Source organism: Crateriforma spongiae (assembly GCF_012290005.1).
In the GTDB taxonomy this organism is placed as follows: Bacteria; Planctomycetota; Planctomycetia; order Pirellulales; family Pirellulaceae; genus Crateriforma; species Crateriforma spongiae.
This window is the reverse complement of record NZ_JAAXMS010000010.1, coordinates 83702-101090: the sequence shown is the minus strand read 5'-3', so window position 1 is coordinate 101090 and position 17389 is coordinate 83702. Positions and strand designations below refer to the sequence as shown.

Genomic DNA, 17389 nt, shown 5'->3' with positions numbered 1-17389 from the left:
CCGTCGCTGTCATGCCGCGACGGCTTGCGGCGGCGCGTCGGGAAGTGCGTCTTGGCGAATCAGGTCACGCAGATAATGGATCGCTTGGTCCAGGGGAGGATCATCGGTAATGGGCGGCCCGAGCGGTGGATCGGCGACGTCACCGTCATCGACCAACGGATCATCCATCGGCGTATCGCCGGAGGAATCCGAGGAATCCTCGGCGGAATTGGCTGACGAGTCATCGTCCAGGGGCGATTCTTCATCCGTCGTCGCGCTCGTATCGTCGTCGGCCTCCGATTGCGCTTCTTGGGCCAGCAACGGATAGGAAGCCTGCAACCAACGGTCGGCAATCTTTTCGGACTGCGATTCGGTGATCGGAACCACCAAGCCGGGATTCGGCTTCACGCCCCAGTCGTCTTCTTCGGTGGCATTGAGCCCGCGATGAATGCTTCGGTCGCTTGGCCGATAGAACGTGGCGACCGTCAGACGCAGCGCACTGCGGCCGAATTGCAGCGGCAAGATGTTCTGGACGGTGCCTTTGCCATAGCTGCGGACACCGGCGACGGCGGCGCGGCCACGGTCCTGAAAGCAGGCGGCCACGATTTCGCTGGCGCTGGCACTGCCGCCGTTGACCATCACGACCAACGGAATCTCGGGGTTCACCAAAACGCCGGGCGATGCCTCCCAGCGGTCTTCCGGAACGCCACCACGAATTTTCGTGCTGACGATCAAGCCGTCGCTAAGGAACATGTCACAGACGCTGACCGCCGTGGTCAGCAAACCGCCGCCGTTGCCGCGGACGTCCAAAATCATCGCTTCGAAATCGTTGTCCAAATCCCTCAGAACCGCTTCCAATTCCTCCGGTGTCTTTTCGCCAAAGGTCGTCAGGCGAATGTAGGCGATCCGAGGATCTTCCTTCAGCCGATAGACCCACCGGTCGTCCGCGTCGCGATGGTCGCCGACGACCGATTCCAGAGGGATTGATTCTCGCTTCACCGACAGGTCGAACGTTTCATCGCCGCGCCGGACGCCCACGTCGACCTGAGTCCCGATCGGACCTCGCAACAGCGAACTGACATCGCTGATCGTCATCGCCGAAGTGTCCGTTTGTTCGACGCGGACAATCAAGTCGCCGGGGCGAAACCCCGCTGCCAATGCCGGGGATCCGACCATGGGCGTGATGACGCGGACGGGCTGGTCTTCGTCCGGCTGTTCGATCAGGATTCCGATGCCGGCGAATTCCTGGTTGATCGTGTCTTGGAAGGCTTGATAGTCCGACTGAGCAATGAAGCTGCTGTTTTCGTCCAATTGGCCGGTCACACCGTCCATCGCGCCATCGACCAATTTGTCGGTGTCGATGGGTTCGACGTAATAACGATCGATCAACTGGATCGCATCGCCGACGACGATCGCCGGGCGGATGAATTGATAGGTCGTGTAACAGGCCAGCGACACCATCGCCGAAAAAAGTATGAAGTTCAGGTGCCGTGGAGGCATCGTCTATACGCCCAAGAATGGATAGGGGACCAGAATCGCGTGTTGCTGGATCCACGTCTGAAGACCGTCCCAGCTGGTGTACTGTGAAAGATAAACGAACAACAGGTACAAGCCAACGATCGGGACCATCGACAGGCGAGCCAGCACACGACTGGTCGTGGGCCAGAAACCACGGCGGACTTCGGTAAAGCGACCGGCACGCCGCATCGCCAATCCCGCGCAAATCCGAGCCGGCAACATGAACGTGACGAACACCACGCACGGCAGCCACACGACTTCACGCGGTGTTGCTTCGATTTTCAGCAAATACAACGGGATCGGTGCCAGGACCAAGCTGACCAGCATCGCCGCCGTGTAAGCCCACGGGCTGCGGCGAAACGCCAGACGAACCGCTTTGACATCGAACAAGGCGCCAAAACGACGCTCGCGGGCGAATTGGACCTGCAGCATCGGCAAATAAAACATCGCCAGTCCGAGCGCCAACAGCGACAGTACACCGATCAAACCAGCCAGCCCCGTTTTCCCGTTGCGGTTCGCGGCAATGATCAACATCGCCGGGATCAACCAGATCAATGTCCCCACGAACGTCTGGATTCCCAGCCACAAATGCCCCATCGCGTCAAAGCTTCCCGTCAGCCGCCACAAACGGTCCGCCGCGGTTGACCAGGTCGACGGACGCCAAGCCGATTTGACGAAACGTATTGGCGCCGGCCACAGGTAATCGACCAGGCGTCCGCCACGAATCCACGCCCAGCACAGATACACCAGGGTCACACCGGCGGCCAGCCACGATGCCAGGTGCAACAGAAAAACGGTCGTCGGTGGGCTGCCCAACAGGCCCGCGACCGAAGCCCAATGGACCAACATCTTGGTCGGCAACGCAAACACGAACACGACGATTGCGGCCAAGCCGACACGCCCCGCTTGGCGTAATCCCGGCATGGACGACAAGACAGATTGACCGCTTGCGATGCGTCCCGCCACGCCAACGGTGTAGCCCAACGTCACCAGCTGAATCACGGGAACCGCGGCCGCAACGGCCAGCAACGCGATCAGCGATGCCAAGTTGAAACTGGTGGCGACTGTTCGGCCCAGCCAACGCCAAAGCCGTCCCAGGCGGTTGCCCAACTTGATGGTGCGTCGTGCCGTTGCTTGCCCCGTTGCTGTTTGGTCGGACATCGGCATGGACGCCGGCGAACGCGTCGCGGGAATCGCGGCGGATGGGGCAAACACGGCAGTGGGCGAATTCATTGTCGCATCGATGGGCGTTCGGAAAATGGTGTGGTCGACGCCAAAAACGCGGGGTTGAACGACGACTGATCAGGCCGGCGAATGCTTTGTTCCAACCGGACGTCTGTGAAACCCCGGCGGGTGTGAAACCCTTGGGGCATGTCGTCAACACGCGGCGCTCGTGGGCGGATCGACTGCCTGTTCGGCCGCGGACACCGATGCTTGGCAGCGACCGTGTCGCCCGCAAGGGCATTTTTGAAAAAAACGATCTGATCCAACCGACTTCGCTCATTCGCACGACCGGATCGACCGATACAGCTTAACAGGTCCTGGGGGGGACACTGTGCCAGATCAGCCGGCCGGCATTCGCTGCCGGCCGGCTGATTCACAGGCACTCCTTCACAGCGAACCGTTTCTTTCCATGACGACCAAGCCGGACCATCACGCCGATGCGAAAGCCGCCCACTGGGCTGGTTTGATTCGTCGTATGCTGATGGCGTTGGTCGGTGTCGGACTGCTGAGCTGCAGCGGTTGCGTCGCATTGAACATCCCCAGCGAGCGCCACTTGGATCCGCATGATGACGGCGGCGTCTTTGGAGGATGGAACCAACCCAAACGCTTGGGCGTCCCGATCGATACACCGGTCCCCGGCGATCCAGCGGTCATCGCAAGCGAGGGATCGATCGCCGCAGCGGGATGTGGCCCGGCCGGTCATTGTGGCGGCATCGGTCATCCGGTCGGCGGCCCCGGCAGTTTCGAAGACGATTGCTTCGGCGCACCGATCGGCATGCACGGCGACGGCGATGTCCCAGTGGAACAGCCTAAGGTGCCGTGGCCAAAGTTTCATCCGGTGCCGACGCGTCCCGTGTTTGGTGGCGCGTCGTATTGATGATTCGATCGGGCTCGGCAAAGGCTATTTTTCCTTGTGCCACGGTTCCCGAGCGTTCCGGGTGATTTCTTCGTCCGCCTCCATCATGCGATTCCGCAGACGCTGCACTACGTCGGGCTTCGCATCGGCCAGGTTGTTTTGTTCGCCGATGTCCTTGCTTAAATCAAACAGCATCACCTGAGCCGGCTTGGGGTTTTTGGCGTTCTTGTTCTGGCGCGGCTTTTTGACCAGCAGTTTCCACTTGCCCAACCGAATGCCTTCCACGTCACCGCGCGACGTGTAGTAGACAAACTCATCACGGGGCGATTGATCGATCGTGCCCATCCACAATTCCGACATGTCCATGCCGTCGATCTTCTTGTCATCCGGCAAAGGTGTGCCGGTGATCGACGCGATGGTCGGCAGGACGTCGATCGTTCCCGTCAACGCGTCACAGACCGTGCCGGCGGGAATGCCGGGGCCGCGCATCAAGCAGGGGACACGCTGTCCGCCTTCGAACGTCGTTCCTTTGCCATCACGCAATGGTCCCGCCGATCCACCGTGATGCTTGAACGTCAGCCAAGGCCCGTTGTCCGTCGTGTAGATGACATAGGTGTTTTCGGTCAGGTTTAACTTGTCCAGTGTGTCCAGCAATCGGCCGACTTCGGTATCGATGTGTTCAATGACATTGATGTAAGCGTTCAGCGGATTGGGGTCTCGAACGTCATCGGGGACATACAGCGGAATGTGCGGCATCGAATGTGGCAGATAAACGAAGAACGGACCGTCACGATGATCCGTGATAAAGTCGATCGCCTTTTGGGTGTACCGTCGGGTGACCGTCCGCTGGTCGACCGGCAGTTCGACAATCTGGTCGTCCTCAAACAAAGGCGTGTTCCACTTGGTCAATGTTGATTCCGGATCCTTCCACAAAACGTCCATCCCATCGGGACCTCCCTTGGGTTTGCCTTTGTTGTCGGGATGGTTCATGTCGTTGGAGTACGGGATCCCAAAATAGGTGTCAAAGCCGTTGGAAATCGGCAACACCTCCGGATGATGGCCCAGGTGCCATTTGCCAAAGCATGCCGTTGCGTAACCCTGTCCCTTCAGATGATCTGCGATCGTGTGTTCATCTGGGTTCAAGCCCTTGGTCGATGCGGGAAACAAAACGTGCTGGTGCATGCCCACCCGCTTGGGATAACACCCCGTCAGCAAAGCGGCACGCGAGGGGGTACACACCGGTGAAGCGACCATGAAATTGGTGAACTTTCGACCGTCGGTGGCCAAGCGATCAATGTTCGGCGTGGCAATGGTCTGCGATCCGAAACAGCTGAGGTCACCGTAGCCTTGGTCGTCGGCAAAGATGATCACAAAGTTGGGCTTGGCGGCTGATTCGTTGCCGTCTTGTTTGTCTTGGTTTGCGGCTTGGGCAATGACGCCCAGTGACGAAACGGCGGCGATCCAGCCGGCCAAGATTAGAATTCGCGGTCGTATGACAGGGATGTGGGACTGATTCGAAGACATTTGATTGGACGGCGGCGTTGAAGGAAGGCGGCGGTGCGAAGGCGGGATACGGGGCCGGTGTCGCGCCGGTGCGATTGGATGGCCCACTAAGAACACTCGACCGATCAGTTTACTCGCGTCCCAGACCTCGGTGTGCACCCATGACGCGGTGGGGTGTCCGTCAATCGTCTCCGCAGGGTGAACGGCAATCGTGGTCGATTGCGCTTTGATTTCACCGTCCGTGGCAAGAACTGGTTAAAACAAGTCAGCATCGTTATTGTCCCGAACGGCCCCAATGTTGGTCGATTCGTCAAACCATTGTCAGAGGGATTCCCGTCGCCATGTCTCAGAAAACATCCGAACCGCATCAGTGGCTGAAACAACTGGTCGGGCAATGGACGTTCCATCACGAATGCATCAATCCCGATGGATCCAAGATGCAAGTCGACGGCCGCGTCGATTGTCGGATGCTGGGAAATTTGTGGCTGGTGTGTGAGTACAGCGGCGGTTCGGGTGACGACCAATGGTCATCGATCATGGCATTGGGCTATGACACCGCAAAGTCGGCCTACGTCGGTTCTTTCGTCGCATCAATGATGGACAACCTTTGGCTGTATCAAGGCGACCGCAGCGAGGCGGGCAATGCGGTGGTTCTGCAAACGGAGGGACCCAAGTTTGATGGCTCCGGCACATGTCCGTATCGCGACACGATCAAAATCATTGACGCGGATTGCTGGCAGATGACCAGTGAGATGCAAGACGATGACGGCAACTGGATCTGTTTCATGAACGGTACCCAACAGCGGGACGGATGAGACAGCCACAGATCTGCTTGAGGTGATTAACGATGATGTGATCGGAGCCGCCGCCTTTGATCCAAACTTTGTCAGCCCAAACGCAGTCGTGAAGGTCGATATCCGAACCCCCGCCGAAGTAAATCAAAGCGTCGAAAAACACGGCAAGATGGTCGCCAAGTCACTCGCTTCGTTTAAAAGTTACTTAAATCCTGATTTCACATCGAATGTGTCGAACTCCCTCTCCTTCTCTACGGCGAAGGCCGATTTCCATGAGACCGCTTTTATTCGTTGTTCTCTCCGCTGCAACCGTTTGCACAGCTGTTAAGGCGGTAGCTCAGGGCAATGCTCCACTGGTAGGTGTTCAGCGGTATAACCTCGATAGCACTCGGGTTGGCTCGTTCAACAACGTTCTAGAGCTTTTTCGTGAAGACTGGGACACGCGAACGAGTGTTCGTTGGGACATCGCAAAGCCGCTTTCAGCATTCGCGTATCAGGTTTACGAAGATCAACCGATCATCACGCGGTACTTCTTGAGCAGCATGGGATTCGCTGAACTCATTGAAATGCCTTACGAGACGATGTATGGCTACATCGCAGTCAAGGACGACGTCATGGTCATCTGCTTTCGCGGCACCAATTTGACGAGTTTCAGTGATTGGAGGGTGAACTGTCAGACCGGTCAGGTCGAATACCGTGGTCACTACTTTCACAGCGGGTTCCTCGACAACTACAGGGCAATGCGATCGACGATCGCATCCGCGATTCGAGAGTATTCGCCGAAGCACGTTTGGGTTACTGGCCACAGCCTCGGAGGGGCATTAGCAACGATTTGTGCGACCGACCTGACTTTGTCCTCGTCTTTACGTCCCACGCTTTGCACGTTCGGTCAACCTCGCGTCGCGGATTCGGGCGGGTCTCGATTGATTGATGAAACCTTGTCGCGTCGGTACGCCCGGTTTGTGAACGGCAGTGACGTGGTGCCAAGTCTACCGCCGACTCTCCCATTCATTTGGACGTATGGGCACGCGGGCGATCTGTACGCGTTCGGTGAGAGCAAATTGACTATCTCGGAATCTGCCACAACCGAGCCGGCGATCGCGACAGCCTACTGCGAACAGTGTGGGCGACCCGCGAAGATTGATGCAAACGAAATCATTTATCAGTCCGCTGCGGAACTTCCGCCCCTGAGCCAACAAGAATACGATTCGTTTCTTATGCAAGAGGAACGGCAAGGTCGGTTTGACGGTACTCGCGGCATAGGCGACGAAAATTTTTATGCTGCTGGGCCGGCTGATTTATTCCTCGATCATAAGATGGGCAACTACGTGCAGGCCGCTCATAGCTTTGGGTCTTCCGAGAAGGTGCTAGCGATTCCCGGTCGGTAATGGTTAATCGAGGTCGACAAAAAACTGTCGTTTAATTATCCGACCACAGGTGAATGCGGTTTCCTTTTTCGAGGAAATCGCGAGTTGTCAGACTGGCCGGATCTTCTTTCAGTCCGTCAAGAGTATGGTTCATGCGGCCATTCCAGTATTCGATGCAGTGACGCACGCCCCAGTCGTTTGTCTTGTTTCGCTTCGTCTCATGGATCAATCGCTGAACCAACATCGACAGAAAGTTCTGAAGGTTGTCAAGCAGCGGAACGATGTGTGGGACTTCGCGGCCTTCATGGACTAACAGATTGCGGGCTCGATAAATCCTCGCCACTTGCCGTTGCAAACGCTGCTTTGACTTTTCCAAGCGGGTCCGAAGTTGTTTGGGGGCGTGAAAGAGTTTCCACGCGTCGTACAAGCGGTATCGCAGAAGTGGGGGTTCCGCAAATTTCAATAGCTCCTCGATCTTGGGGTCGCGACACTTTGATGCGAGCGTCACGAGCATGTCATCGGAGAAGATGACGCTAGTTCCTTATTTCGCGAAATCCTACGCCGTAGTTTCGATTTCCGGTCGCATCTCGAAACTTCTGTGTCAGAATCGTCATGTGACGCGTCCTTCGAAAAACATGACGTGAGCTTGCCCAAGGGGGGGCGCGTCTTTGGGACGCTCGCTTTCGGCTTCGGCGACTTCCCCTCGGACAAATGCACGCACCCGAGAGGCGTTCATCGCGAGTCCGTGACCGTCGCCGGTTCGCCATTCAACGTGGCCACGCGGGATTCGCCGTGGAATGGGCCGCCGGCACAAGGATGCAGCTGTAGCGCAGGGCATGGAATCGGACCGATGTGGAAGGGGCAAGCGTGAAGAGGGGAAATCGGATCGTGCCACCTACTCTCTGCGTACCACTTCCGTTGAATATTGGCGAGCCGCTGCAACTAGTATCAGATTTCGAGCCAGCTTCAGGCGCCCGTTGATCACGATTTGTCGAAGCTGGTCACGAACATGGAGGATTGACAAGGCGACAAAGGGGGCTGCCACGGTTGGGTCGGTGTGGAGCGTCGACCGCGTCTCCGACGCGGGGATCCAGGGTACCGACGTTGGAAACGTCGGCGACGGTTTAGAATGCTCGATCGGATCGGCGGTAGAGGAACTCGCCTTGTGCGAGATTCGCTTTGACCGGGTTGTCTTTGATGTAGTCACGAAGGTACTCGAGCTGCTTCTCATTGCGGACGAGATGATCAAAGGGTTCGCTCTGCCAAAGATGACCTTGCCGACCGAGGTGGTCGTTGATTCGCCGGGCGGTGTATCGCATCCAAGACGTGCATTGCTTGCGCATGGTATTGGCATCACGGAACACCACCAGCAAGTGCACATGATTGGGCATGATGATGGTGTCGCCCAGCAGATAGCGATCTCCATCGAAGAATTTCAGGGCGTCGAGCACGATTTGAGCGGCGATGGGATCCCGCAAGGGACATCGGCCAAGACAGGAGTCGAGTGTGTCTTCGCGAAGACGTTTGAACTGTTTGTCGAAAGCTTTGCGATCGGCGTCGGGCAGGCGATCGCGGTCGGCATGCCAATTATCGGTGGGTTCGGGCAAGATTCGGGCAATGAACTCGCACCGCAACTGATCCCATCGCGTGATGACTTCTTTGGGAATGGAATCGATCAGTCGAAGAGTGATGAAGGTGATCGTGCCTGTTTGTGCCCAGTGCGGCCGAGCATGCGTTGAGATTTCAATGTCCGCGTCGCGGTCAAGGACGTGGCCGATCTCATCGAAGCTCTCGGGATCGGTCATCCGTCACTTGTGTAATCTTCACTCTCGTTATCTGTCGCTCGCGTCTCTGACGCGGGAATCTGCATTGCGAATCTCTGTTGGGGAGGGGACCGACTTTGGAAAAGTCGGCGACTGTCTGCCTCGCGAGCCGGCATGCGTAGGTGTGGGGCGGTGGTCAGTCGCCCGTGTCTCCGACGCGGGAATCTGCATTGCGAATCTCTGTTGGGGAGGGGACCGACTTTGGAAAAGTCGGCGACTGTCTGTCTCGCGAGCCGGCATGCGTTGGTGTGGGGCGGTGGTCAGTCGCCCGTGTCTCCGACGCGGGAATCTGCTTCGCAAATTTCAGTTTAGGGAGGGGACCGACTTTGGAAAAGTCGGCGACTGTCTGCCTCGCGAGCCGGCATGCGTTGGTGTGGGGCTTTGGTCAGTCGCCCGTGTCTCCGACGCGGGGATCTGCATTGCGAATCTCTGTTGGGGAGGGGACCGACTTTGGAAAAGTCGGCGACTGTCTGCCTCGCGAGCCGGTATGCGTTGGTGTGGGGCGTTGGTCAGTCGCCCGCGTTTCGGCAGGGTGGTTTCCATCGTGGTGCCTGGCACCGGGAAACGGGAGAAGACTGCGGCGATTGTTCAGCGAGAGAACCGACGGCGCACGAAAAAAGCCCGCTTGTTGCGGGCTTCCTTTCAATGGGCGATGAGGGAACAGAACCCCGTCGCGAATGACCCCGGAAATACGGGGAAAAACGCACAATTCGCCGGTCCGGGTTCGGCTGTGGACCAGCCTGTGGACCAATCGGACCCGGGGCTTGATGAACTGATCGAGCTTTGGAACACGCTCGACGACCAGCAACGCGGCGAACTGATCGAGGCTGCCCGCCGTCTGGGCCGCTGTGGGGCTCGCTGAAGCGATCGGCGACGAACCCGCTGTCCTGTTCGGGTTGGGCCGCAAACGGCTGTGAGCGTGTCGGAGAGGGCTTCACGCGGGACGTGACGCCGCCGGTCGATGCCTTTGGGTCCTTCGCCATGGGGACGCCGGCGGAACGTCGTTCGATTATCGACGCGATTTTTTGCGCAAGCGACTTTCAAAACACGACAAAAGTGTCGCATATTAGCCGCTGGTTAATGCTTTGCTCGTACCGTTCAGGGAATCGAAACGATGGTCGCTGACGTCACACCCACCAAAACACCGTCGGCGATCCTGGCCGACGATGGGCCGTTCTTCGCCGAACAAGTCCGAGAGGCCGCGTTTTTCATCCGGGTGCGTGGATGGTCGCCTGAGGCCGCCGCCGAAGTGGTCGGCATTCCGGCATCGTTCACCCGGTACCTGGGCGACGATCTACCCGTCGGCGGTCCCGACTATCTGCCGTCGCCTGATGAGATCCGCGCGGCCTGTCACGACATCCAAGCCGGCCGTCTGATGTTGGCCCCGTCACCAGACCAAGGGGACGACGCCAAGGTGTTCGCCGGCCTGCTGGCTGACCTGTGGGAACGACCGACGCAACGGGATGCACCGGAGCGAACCGAACGCGCCCGACTGCCGCGATGGTTCATCGAAAACCGCCAACGATCGAACGAAGCGGCGCAGCGACCGGACGACGACGCCGGCGAACAGTAGCAGCCCGGAACGATGCAAGCTGTTGCAATACGTTGCACCTTTTCGACCCAAACGAAAAGGCAATGTGATGGCAACAACGGTGGTGGAACTGACCGGCGACGAAGCGGCCCTACTGAGGTCCCTCGATAAGATCATCGCCAAGGAACGCGAACACGCGACCCAACTGGCCAAGGTCGCAGAGGCCGGCGGCGACATTGGCGACGAAATGAAAAAGGGGTTCGACCGCTTCGCCAAGTCGAGCGACGACCAGTTGAAAGGTTTGTTGCGTGAAGTGCAGCGAACGTCACCGGAAATGGGGCGGTCACTGAAAAAGCACTTCCAAGAAGCCGGCAAAGCGGGCTATCGGTCGATCGGCGAAATCCTGGACGAAATCGAGAAGATTGACCCGGCGGCTGCGAAGGCAGCGAGAACGCTGGGGCAAGGTGTTGAACAGTCGGCGGAGAGGGGCGAAGCGTCGATCCGTCGTTTCAGCGACACGGCCCGCGATCAAATCCGGGCGATTGCCGGCGCGTGGCTGGGCGGCCAAGGCGTGGAAGGTGCGATCCAAAAGGTTTTGGAAGTCCAGCGAAAGGTCCTGGAAACCAACAAAGAGATTTTCGACGGGCTGAAAGGTTCCGCCGACGGTGAACGTCGGTTGCTACAAGTCGCCACAAGCCGCGAAGACTTCCAAGGCTTGCGAGAGGCAGCGGATAGGCTGGCAACCCAATACGGAGTCGACCGAAACGAAGCCCGCAATCTGGTCTTTGCGGCGCGCTCGGAGGGTTTTGAAGGGTCGATCGACTTCATCGGGGCGAATCAACAACAGTTGTCGGTCGAAGCCCAAGCCGTTGTTGCGGGCCAAGTCCCGACGCTGTTTGGCGGTGAACTGACACCAGAGCAAGCGATCAACGCAACGCTGGCCGGGGCCGGTCAATCGAAGCTTGCGTTTGAGGAAGTCGCCCGCGGCCTACCCGGCGCGAGCGAAGGGGCGGCGTTGGCCGGTGCCAGTACCGACGAAACGATCGCAACGCTTGCGGTCCTGGCATCAAGTTTTAAATCGGGCGACACCGCCGCCGACCGTATCAAAGCATTCGCGACCAAGGTCAGTCTGGACCAAGGCGGCGACGACCGGGAAAGCTTGCAAGGTCGCGGCATTCTTGAAGCCGTCCGGCTACTGCAATCATTCACCGAAGATCAACGCCGTGAATTTCTCGGAAACTCCGACGAACTGAACGTCGTCTACGGAGTCCTGACCCGGCAAGTGGATCGCATTGAACAGATTCAGAAACAAGTCCAACAAGCGATTCAAAAAACCGGCACGGCAGAGAGTCCGACGGGGCTTGGTCGGGCGATCACCGGTAGCGACGAACGACTGGCCGCGGTCCTTCGCGAAGCCCAATCAAAAAACGAGCTTCAAGTCGTCCGGGAGGAACTACGGGGAGCGAGCGAAGGCAACCGCCAAGCCGGCGTGAACGATCAACTCCGATTCGCTGAAAGCGCCGGGGCGTCTTGGTTCGGGGTCGCCGCTGCGGAGCTGGCCAGCGATGCCTTTGCAGGTGTCGGGGCGTCGGAATTATCGCAGTCGATCATCCCCACCATTGCATCCGATCCGCTGGCGAACTTTCGCCGCGATCTTGGTTTCGCATTCGATCAATACGGTGGACAAACGAACGAAGTAAGCGCGACGCTGCTGGCGGTCAATCAGTTGCGTGAGCAACGCGGCGAAGATCCGAACGCGGTGTTGAGTCGTGACGCAACGGCAAACTTCATCCGAACGGCAACCGGTCAGTTGGTTGGATCCGGGGACGTGACACCCCAGCAACAAAAACTGTTGACGCGGGAACTGTTGTCGGCTGCCGGTCAGTCAGGACAGTTTGAACGAACGCTTGCGACATCCATTCCACTGTTTGGCAATGTTGCGCGGGTTGACTCTGCCGCCCAAGCGAACGACGCGGCCGACCGTATCGTTGAAAAGTTGAGCGAACTGTTGGAAGCGACCAAACAGACCGCCAAGAACACCAAGCCGCGCCGGCCCGATCCCGCGGCAACGATGCGTCAGGGAGCCAGCCGATAAGCCTGTCGGCCGCCGGCACGCCCAAAACACCAACCGACACGAACCGAAGGAACCATCGAAGTGATCGACGAAAACAAACTGATCAGCCCCGAATCCGCCGTCCGATACGTCACCGGCCAAACGCCGAACCGAACGACGCTTTGGCGGTGGATGCAGCAACCGAACCGCGACGGCGTGGTCTTGGAAAGCTGCATCGTCGGCGGCCAGCGACAAACGACGATCGCCAAAGTTCGCCAGTACATCGCAGCGACGACACGTCGACGCGGGGCCACCTGGACCGAACCGGCCACCACGGCGGCGACTTCGTGATCGGGCCTGCCACCAGCGAACTGGAAGCCGCCGAACGATCGGTCGAACGCCTGCGGTGTTTCGTTTCGACCCGTCACCCGGAGACGTTGACGAACGACGAAATCAGGCGGGCCAGCGTGGTGGTCGAAACGGACATTGCCCCGAAGCTGGCGAAGGCAACCAAGCGGATCGCGACCGCACTGGCGACGTTGCGGTCGATCGAGGATACGCTGACGGCAGAGTTGCGACGCCGCGCGGACAAATTGTGAAGATGTTCCGGCGCGGGATTGTCCGTCGATTCTTCGCGTGGGACCATGCCGACGAACCGGCCCCACACCCGAGGAATCTGCCATGCGTTTTGCTGTTTTGGTTCTGTCCTACATCGTCGCAACGACGGCAATCACCGACGATCGAATCCGACTGGACGGCGACCTGTCCGACTGGACCACCGACGACGTGATCGCAACCGACGCCAGTGGTGACGCAACAAAACGTTTCGACTTCACCAGTGTGTCGGCCCGCGTTGAAGGGGCTACGGTCTACCTGCGGTTCGACAATGCGGAACCGTTGAACCTGGCAGCCGGCGATAGTTCCGACGGGACGTTGCGATTATTGATTGATCTGCCGCGCAACCGTCGTCTGGTGATCGACCTGCGGGACCGTTCCGCGATGCTGGAAACCGAAGGGGCGGCGTCATCGATCCCGTGGTCGCTGATCAACTTCGCCGCGTTGCCGACCTATGCGTCGACCGACTTTGAACTGCGGATCGGTCTGTCATCCTTCGGAGTGTCTGCCGGCGATTCGGTCACCATCGACATCGAAGGATCCGACGAACTGGACAAGCCGGTCACGCTGACGATTGGCGAAGCGTTGAAAGACGAACCGCCGCAAGACACCAGCCGACCGGACGGTGTGATTCGCGTTGCGAGTATCAACACGCTGCACCAGGGGACGAAAGATCCCGATCGTTCAAAGGCAATCACTAAGCTGATCACGATGGTCAATGCCGACGTGGTTCTGTTCAACGAAGAATGGAACAGTGGCGAGTTCTACCGAAACATCGCGGAGGTGATGGGCGGCGGTCTGATTCGGTCGCGATGGTCAGACGGTTGCGGGATCGCGACCCGTCACAAGTTGACGGCGCTGCCGGTTGCATTGAACCGCGGTGTGGCCGGCTTCGTTCAGATGGACAACGGCGATGCGGTTGTGGCAATCGGCGTTCACTTCAAATGTTGCGGGGCCAGTGGAACCGATGAAGACTTGAAGCGGATCGACGAAGCCAAGGCGGTCGCGGTCGCAATCGACCAGATAAGGAACGGCGACTTCGGCGACGTGGTGTCGTCCGCACCGATCATCGTGTTGGGCGACTACAACTTGGTCGGATCCCGCGACCCCTTGGACATCATCGAAGCCGCGAACATGGCACCCGTGACGCTGCGGTCACCAATCGATGGTTCGGCGGTCACCTGGGCCGGCATGAAGGCGTCCGAGTCGTTCTGGCCCGGTCGGCTGGACTGGGCGGCCGTGAGCGACGTCGTGGACGTACGCAGCGGTTGGGCGATCGATCACCGATCCATCGGGCCGGATGCCGAACCGGTCAGCGATCACAAGATGCTGGTTGTGGACATCGACGCGAAGTGACGCTGATGACGACCAACCAGCAAGCAACGTTGCGGATCATTCTTGAAACGCTTTCGCAAGCCGCGGCGTCCGTCCCCTGGCACGTGGTCGCTGTGGATTCTTGCGGTCTGGTTGCATTGGTCGACCTGTCCGACGATGCACCGCACACGATCGCCGAAGCCGTCGCCGGCCGTTGGGGCGACGTGGTGGCAACGGCCACACTCGAAACCGCAACAGCGACCGCGTGGGGCTGTCTGGTGAAGCCGGCCGGCGACGTTCAACAAACCGCCGATCGACTGCGTGCGGCCTACGCTTTGGCGATCGACGCCGGCGGTGACGAAGGGCCGTTTTGATCCATTCGGGACAAAATCGGATCGAACCTAGTTTCTATGTTTGACATAGTGACTATGTGACGATAGGATTGGGGTATCGACAACGACAACCCCGTCCAGGAGCCCACACGATGACACGCCCCGCCTACCGCACTGCCCCCCGCGTTTATGTCTTTCGCAACGGTCAAGAGTTGACCGATCACCCGGCCAATGGCCGCAACGTTTTGGGGTTTGGTCGCCCGGTTGGAATGATCGGAAACGCGGTTTGCTTTGATTCGGTGACGGTTCGCACGGCGGTGGATGCTGAGTTCACGCAAGCGGACTTTGGCGGGCCTGTGAGCGTCAAAATTTGGTCGCCTGGGCGTCCCGCCGTCTGGTTCGGTATCGCCGACGTTCAAGCCGTCGAAGCGGCCAACGAGAGCCGCCGGGAAGCCGTCACGGCGAACTGATCGAATCACCACGCAAGGGGCCGTCACGAGCGATCGAGGCGGCCCACATTCGCCTACGGGAGCCCCAACGATGGCCAAAAAGAAAACCAAAACACCGCCGCGCCGTGACACGTCTGGTCGGATCGATCTGTCGGACTTCGGGATTGATCTTTCCGCGATCCTCGAAGAAATCCGCCCACACCTGAACGGGACGTATGCGGAGATCGGGAAGCGGGCCGGGAACATGCCGGCGGGTTCGGTTTCCAACACCGTCAACGGTCACGTCAAGCCGTCGCTGGGGGCCGTTGCGGCTATCGCCCACGCGACCGGTGGCCGGTTGGTGGTTCGGTATGAACCGCCGAAGAAACGGAAATCCGGCGGGAGTTGAGCGAGCGATGGCAAGCAAGAACGACAAACAGCACCCGGACCCCAAGGCAATCGATTGGTCCCAGCCGATCCTTTTGTCGACCGACGTTCAGCGGTTCATGGGTTACACCGAATTGACGATGAAAAAGTGGTGCCGAGAGCATCGCCAACTTTGCCGGCCGATCGGTCAGGGGCATTTCGGGATCCACCGTGATGCGTTCATCGACTGGTTTCAGTCGGGCGGTAGCGACGACCAGTAATCGCAGTCGGGATCGAACAATTCGGTCACGTCGTCATGCGAAGATTCGCAAACTCGCCTGCGGCCGAAGCTGCTTTGGTTATTTGCGCGGGAACACTTCGTTGAAGTCGGTCCGAGACACGGCCCTTCGGTGTCTCGCTTCGTAGGACAGCAAGTAATCCTGGCTGTAAGCTTCGGCGACCCTGACGCGGCCGGGCGCTGCGGATTCCAATAATGCCTTTGCTCGTTTACGTGCGGGGTTCGAATTGTCGGGGCCTAACACCAATGTCACTCGTGGATTCTTCGTGTTAGATCGCAGACTTGAAAGTATCAACTCCTGCGCGAACATATCGGTTTCCGGGAAGCGGTAGCCGATCACATGCACCTCATCAGCATTCCTAATAACGCCCTCTGAACTGTCCCGAATGATGCTCTTGAAAGTCTTTTCAAACTTCTCCGGCCCTGGTGCGAGGATGAATGGCTGTTTTTCAGTCGATTGCAGGAAAGACAGATGAGAATTGGAAGCCGTGACTTGTGCCTCTCCGCTGCCGCGGGTGGTCTCCCAACCCGCGCTACCATGCAGCTTTAGCAACAAGGGCCTGCCAGTTTCGGGATTCTCGTCTGGAAGAAGGCAATGCAGGAAATTGGGGCTTACGACCTGGCGCGCGAGGTATTCAACGGCTTCATCGTAATTGAAGGAGACGATGGCATCTCCATTGCGAATCTGTCTCATCCAGTGTTTGAAAGGCCGCCATCGTTCAGACTTGCTGATCAGCGATTCCGTTCGGAATAAGAAAATCGACACCTGTACTGCCAATAATTCTCGAGCGCCATAAAGAATGTATTGAAGCATGTATCGGTGATCGATTACTACTTTCACTATCCGCGGCGTATCCAGATTTTCACCAGATAGAATCGATCGGTCGATGTCTGAAAACTTGCTTCCCAGGCTTGCGAGGTTGTTTCGGCGGAAGGCAGCATCGCACCATTTGCCAAGAACGTCGCGGTACGGGGAGTTTTCAAAATCTCCAAGAGCGTCGTTAGCTACCTGCAAAAATTGTTCGGCATTCTGCCAGAAGCCGCTTTTCCTACCTTCCGCATAGACCGTCGTCGCCGCCCTCCAAGTGCTGACTTTAAGGCTGCGAAGCTGGTCCGATGTGCATTCACGTCGGGCAACTGATTCAGCCAATTGCAAGTAAGCATTGCTGAATACATGCTCGAACAGCGGCCCGCCGAGAGGCTGAGAAAATCCAGCCCCTAGAATCCAAACTTGTCTGTTGGAGGGTGGACGGTTGGGTGAACGCTTAGACATCGGTAGCCCCAAAAATTGCCGGTGTGATCTTCCAAAAAAAAGTACCCGATTTTATTTCGGCGAAAAATGCCCTTCGATTTCACCCCGGAAATTACGGGGTTTCTGAAAAAATCCG

The 17389-nt window shown here is 58.4% G+C and carries 18 protein-coding genes; 12 read left to right on the top strand and 6 right to left on the bottom strand.

The genetic code is table 11. The features are described from left to right. Nucleotides 1-9: 9 nt before the first annotated feature. Together HFP54_RS22460 and HFP54_RS22455 are read right to left on the bottom strand one after the other, a co-directional pair. The gene (locus HFP54_RS22460) at nucleotides 10-1479 is read right to left on the bottom strand and encodes a S41 family peptidase (protein WP_168566870.1); all 1470 of its coding nucleotides are present in this window, start codon (nucleotides 1477-1479) and stop codon (nucleotides 10-12) included. Nucleotides 1480-1482: 3 nt separating this feature from the next. Beyond that, nucleotides 1483-2730: a DUF4013 domain-containing protein gene (locus tag HFP54_RS22455; protein WP_235952207.1), complete on the bottom strand. Its 1248-nt coding sequence runs from the start codon at nucleotides 2728-2730 to the stop codon at nucleotides 1483-1485. A 400-nt stretch (nucleotides 2731-3130) separates the two neighbouring features. On the opposite strand from HFP54_RS22455, the gene HFP54_RS22450 reads away from it, so the two are divergent. Continuing rightward, complete coding sequence (locus HFP54_RS22450; protein ID WP_168566869.1) at nucleotides 3131-3598, top strand: hypothetical protein; 468 nt, start codon at nucleotides 3131-3133, stop codon at nucleotides 3596-3598. 24 nt (nucleotides 3599-3622) lie between these two features. On the opposite strand, the gene HFP54_RS22445 is transcribed toward HFP54_RS22450, so the two are convergent. Then, nucleotides 3623-5053, bottom strand: coding sequence for a sulfatase family protein (locus HFP54_RS22445; RefSeq protein ID WP_390658129.1), 1431 nt, complete (start codon nucleotides 5051-5053; stop codon nucleotides 3623-3625). A gap of 368 nt (nucleotides 5054-5421) precedes the next feature. On the opposite strand from HFP54_RS22445, the gene HFP54_RS22440 reads away from it, so the two are divergent. Both HFP54_RS22440 and HFP54_RS22435 read left to right on the top strand, forming a co-directional pair. Beyond that, entirely contained in the window at nucleotides 5422-5895 is a 474-nt protein-coding gene (locus HFP54_RS22440; RefSeq protein ID WP_168566868.1) for a DUF1579 domain-containing protein, read from the top strand. Between the two features lie 251 nt (nucleotides 5896-6146). Then, complete coding sequence (locus tag HFP54_RS22435; RefSeq protein ID WP_168566867.1) at nucleotides 6147-7262, top strand: lipase family protein; 1116 nt, start codon at nucleotides 6147-6149, stop codon at nucleotides 7260-7262. Between the two features lie 31 nt (nucleotides 7263-7293). Here HFP54_RS22435 and HFP54_RS22430 read toward each other — a convergent pair whose 3' ends face one another. Both HFP54_RS22430 and HFP54_RS26470 read right to left on the bottom strand, forming a co-directional pair. Continuing rightward, nucleotides 7294-7755, bottom strand: coding sequence for a hypothetical protein (locus HFP54_RS22430; protein WP_206036348.1), 462 nt, complete (start codon nucleotides 7753-7755; stop codon nucleotides 7294-7296). A gap of 610 nt (nucleotides 7756-8365) precedes the next feature. Beyond that, nucleotides 8366-8584 (bottom strand): transposase, encoded by a 219-nt coding sequence (locus tag HFP54_RS26470; protein WP_390658128.1) that lies wholly within the window; start codon nucleotides 8582-8584, stop codon nucleotides 8366-8368. Nucleotides 8585-10178: 1594 nt separating this feature from the next. Here HFP54_RS26470 and HFP54_RS22420 point away from each other — a divergent pair. The 9 genes from HFP54_RS22420 (at nucleotide 10179) to HFP54_RS22380 (ending at nucleotide 15984) form a co-directional block, all read left to right on the top strand. Beyond that, the gene (locus HFP54_RS22420) at nucleotides 10179-10637 is read left to right on the top strand and encodes a hypothetical protein (RefSeq protein WP_168566864.1); all 459 of its coding nucleotides are present in this window, start codon (nucleotides 10179-10181) and stop codon (nucleotides 10635-10637) included. 67 nt (nucleotides 10638-10704) lie between these two features. Continuing rightward, nucleotides 10705-12690, top strand: coding sequence for a hypothetical protein (locus HFP54_RS22415; RefSeq protein WP_168566863.1), 1986 nt, complete (start codon nucleotides 10705-10707; stop codon nucleotides 12688-12690). Nucleotides 12691-12750: 60 nt separating this feature from the next. Then, nucleotides 12751-12999: a DUF1580 domain-containing protein gene (locus tag HFP54_RS25845; RefSeq protein WP_168566862.1), complete on the top strand. Its 249-nt coding sequence runs from the start codon at nucleotides 12751-12753 to the stop codon at nucleotides 12997-12999. Beyond that, nucleotides 12996-13247, top strand: a complete 252-nt coding sequence (locus HFP54_RS22405) for a hypothetical protein (protein WP_168566861.1) — start codon at nucleotides 12996-12998, stop codon at nucleotides 13245-13247. The genes HFP54_RS25845 and HFP54_RS22405 overlap by 4 nt, the downstream gene beginning before the upstream one ends. 82 nt (nucleotides 13248-13329) lie before the next feature. Further along, nucleotides 13330-14619, top strand: coding sequence for an endonuclease/exonuclease/phosphatase family protein (locus HFP54_RS22400; RefSeq protein ID WP_168566860.1), 1290 nt, complete (start codon nucleotides 13330-13332; stop codon nucleotides 14617-14619). 5 nt (nucleotides 14620-14624) lie between these two features. Further along, nucleotides 14625-14951 carry a hypothetical protein gene (locus HFP54_RS22395; protein WP_168566859.1) on the top strand — a complete coding sequence of 109 codons (327 nt, stop codon included), beginning with the start codon at nucleotides 14625-14627 and terminating at the stop codon, nucleotides 14949-14951. A gap of 110 nt (nucleotides 14952-15061) precedes the next feature. Next, complete coding sequence (locus HFP54_RS22390; protein ID WP_168566858.1) at nucleotides 15062-15379, top strand: hypothetical protein; 318 nt, start codon at nucleotides 15062-15064, stop codon at nucleotides 15377-15379. Nucleotides 15380-15449: 70 nt separating this feature from the next. Further along, nucleotides 15450-15746: a hypothetical protein gene (locus tag HFP54_RS22385; RefSeq protein ID WP_168566857.1), complete on the top strand. Its 297-nt coding sequence runs from the start codon at nucleotides 15450-15452 to the stop codon at nucleotides 15744-15746. Between the two features lie 7 nt (nucleotides 15747-15753). Next, nucleotides 15754-15984, top strand: a complete 231-nt coding sequence (locus HFP54_RS22380) for a hypothetical protein (protein WP_168566856.1) — start codon at nucleotides 15754-15756, stop codon at nucleotides 15982-15984. 78 nt (nucleotides 15985-16062) lie between these two features. On the opposite strand, the gene HFP54_RS22375 is transcribed toward HFP54_RS22380, so the two are convergent. Next, nucleotides 16063-17274, bottom strand: coding sequence for a hypothetical protein (locus HFP54_RS22375; protein WP_168566855.1), 1212 nt, complete (start codon nucleotides 17272-17274; stop codon nucleotides 16063-16065). Between the last annotated feature and the right edge of the window lie 115 nt (nucleotides 17275-17389).

Excerpts from the sequence above, each read along its gene's own strand:
- HFP54_RS22460 (WP_168566870.1), bottom strand. The coding sequence starts at position 1,479 with ATGCCTCCACGGCACCTGAACTTCATACTTTTTTCGGCGATGGTGTCG.
- HFP54_RS22455 (WP_235952207.1), bottom strand. The coding sequence starts at position 2,730 with ATGAATTCGCCCACTGCCGTGTTTGCCCCATCCGCCGCGATTCCCGCG.
- HFP54_RS22450 (WP_168566869.1), top strand. The coding sequence starts at position 3,131 with ATGACGACCAAGCCGGACCATCACGCCGATGCGAAAGCCGCCCACTGG.
- HFP54_RS22440 (WP_168566868.1), top strand. The coding sequence starts at position 5,422 with ATGTCTCAGAAAACATCCGAACCGCATCAGTGGCTGAAACAACTGGTC.
- HFP54_RS22435 (WP_168566867.1), top strand. The coding sequence starts at position 6,147 with ATGAGACCGCTTTTATTCGTTGTTCTCTCCGCTGCAACCGTTTGCACA.
- HFP54_RS22430 (WP_206036348.1), bottom strand. The coding sequence starts at position 7,755 with ATGCTCGTGACGCTCGCATCAAAGTGTCGCGACCCCAAGATCGAGGAG.
- HFP54_RS26470 (WP_390658128.1), bottom strand. The coding sequence starts at position 8,584 with ATGCGCAAGCAATGCACGTCTTGGATGCGATACACCGCCCGGCGAATC.
- HFP54_RS22420 (WP_168566864.1), top strand. The coding sequence starts at position 10,179 with ATGGTCGCTGACGTCACACCCACCAAAACACCGTCGGCGATCCTGGCC.
- HFP54_RS22415 (WP_168566863.1), top strand. The coding sequence starts at position 10,705 with ATGGCAACAACGGTGGTGGAACTGACCGGCGACGAAGCGGCCCTACTG.
- HFP54_RS22400 (WP_168566860.1), top strand. The coding sequence starts at position 13,330 with ATGCGTTTTGCTGTTTTGGTTCTGTCCTACATCGTCGCAACGACGGCA.
- HFP54_RS22395 (WP_168566859.1), top strand. The coding sequence starts at position 14,625 with ATGACGACCAACCAGCAAGCAACGTTGCGGATCATTCTTGAAACGCTT.
- HFP54_RS22390 (WP_168566858.1), top strand. The coding sequence starts at position 15,062 with ATGACACGCCCCGCCTACCGCACTGCCCCCCGCGTTTATGTCTTTCGC.
- HFP54_RS22385 (WP_168566857.1), top strand. The coding sequence starts at position 15,450 with ATGGCCAAAAAGAAAACCAAAACACCGCCGCGCCGTGACACGTCTGGT.
- HFP54_RS22380 (WP_168566856.1), top strand. The coding sequence starts at position 15,754 with ATGGCAAGCAAGAACGACAAACAGCACCCGGACCCCAAGGCAATCGAT.
- HFP54_RS22375 (WP_168566855.1), bottom strand. The coding sequence starts at position 17,274 with ATGTCTAAGCGTTCACCCAACCGTCCACCCTCCAACAGACAAGTTTGG.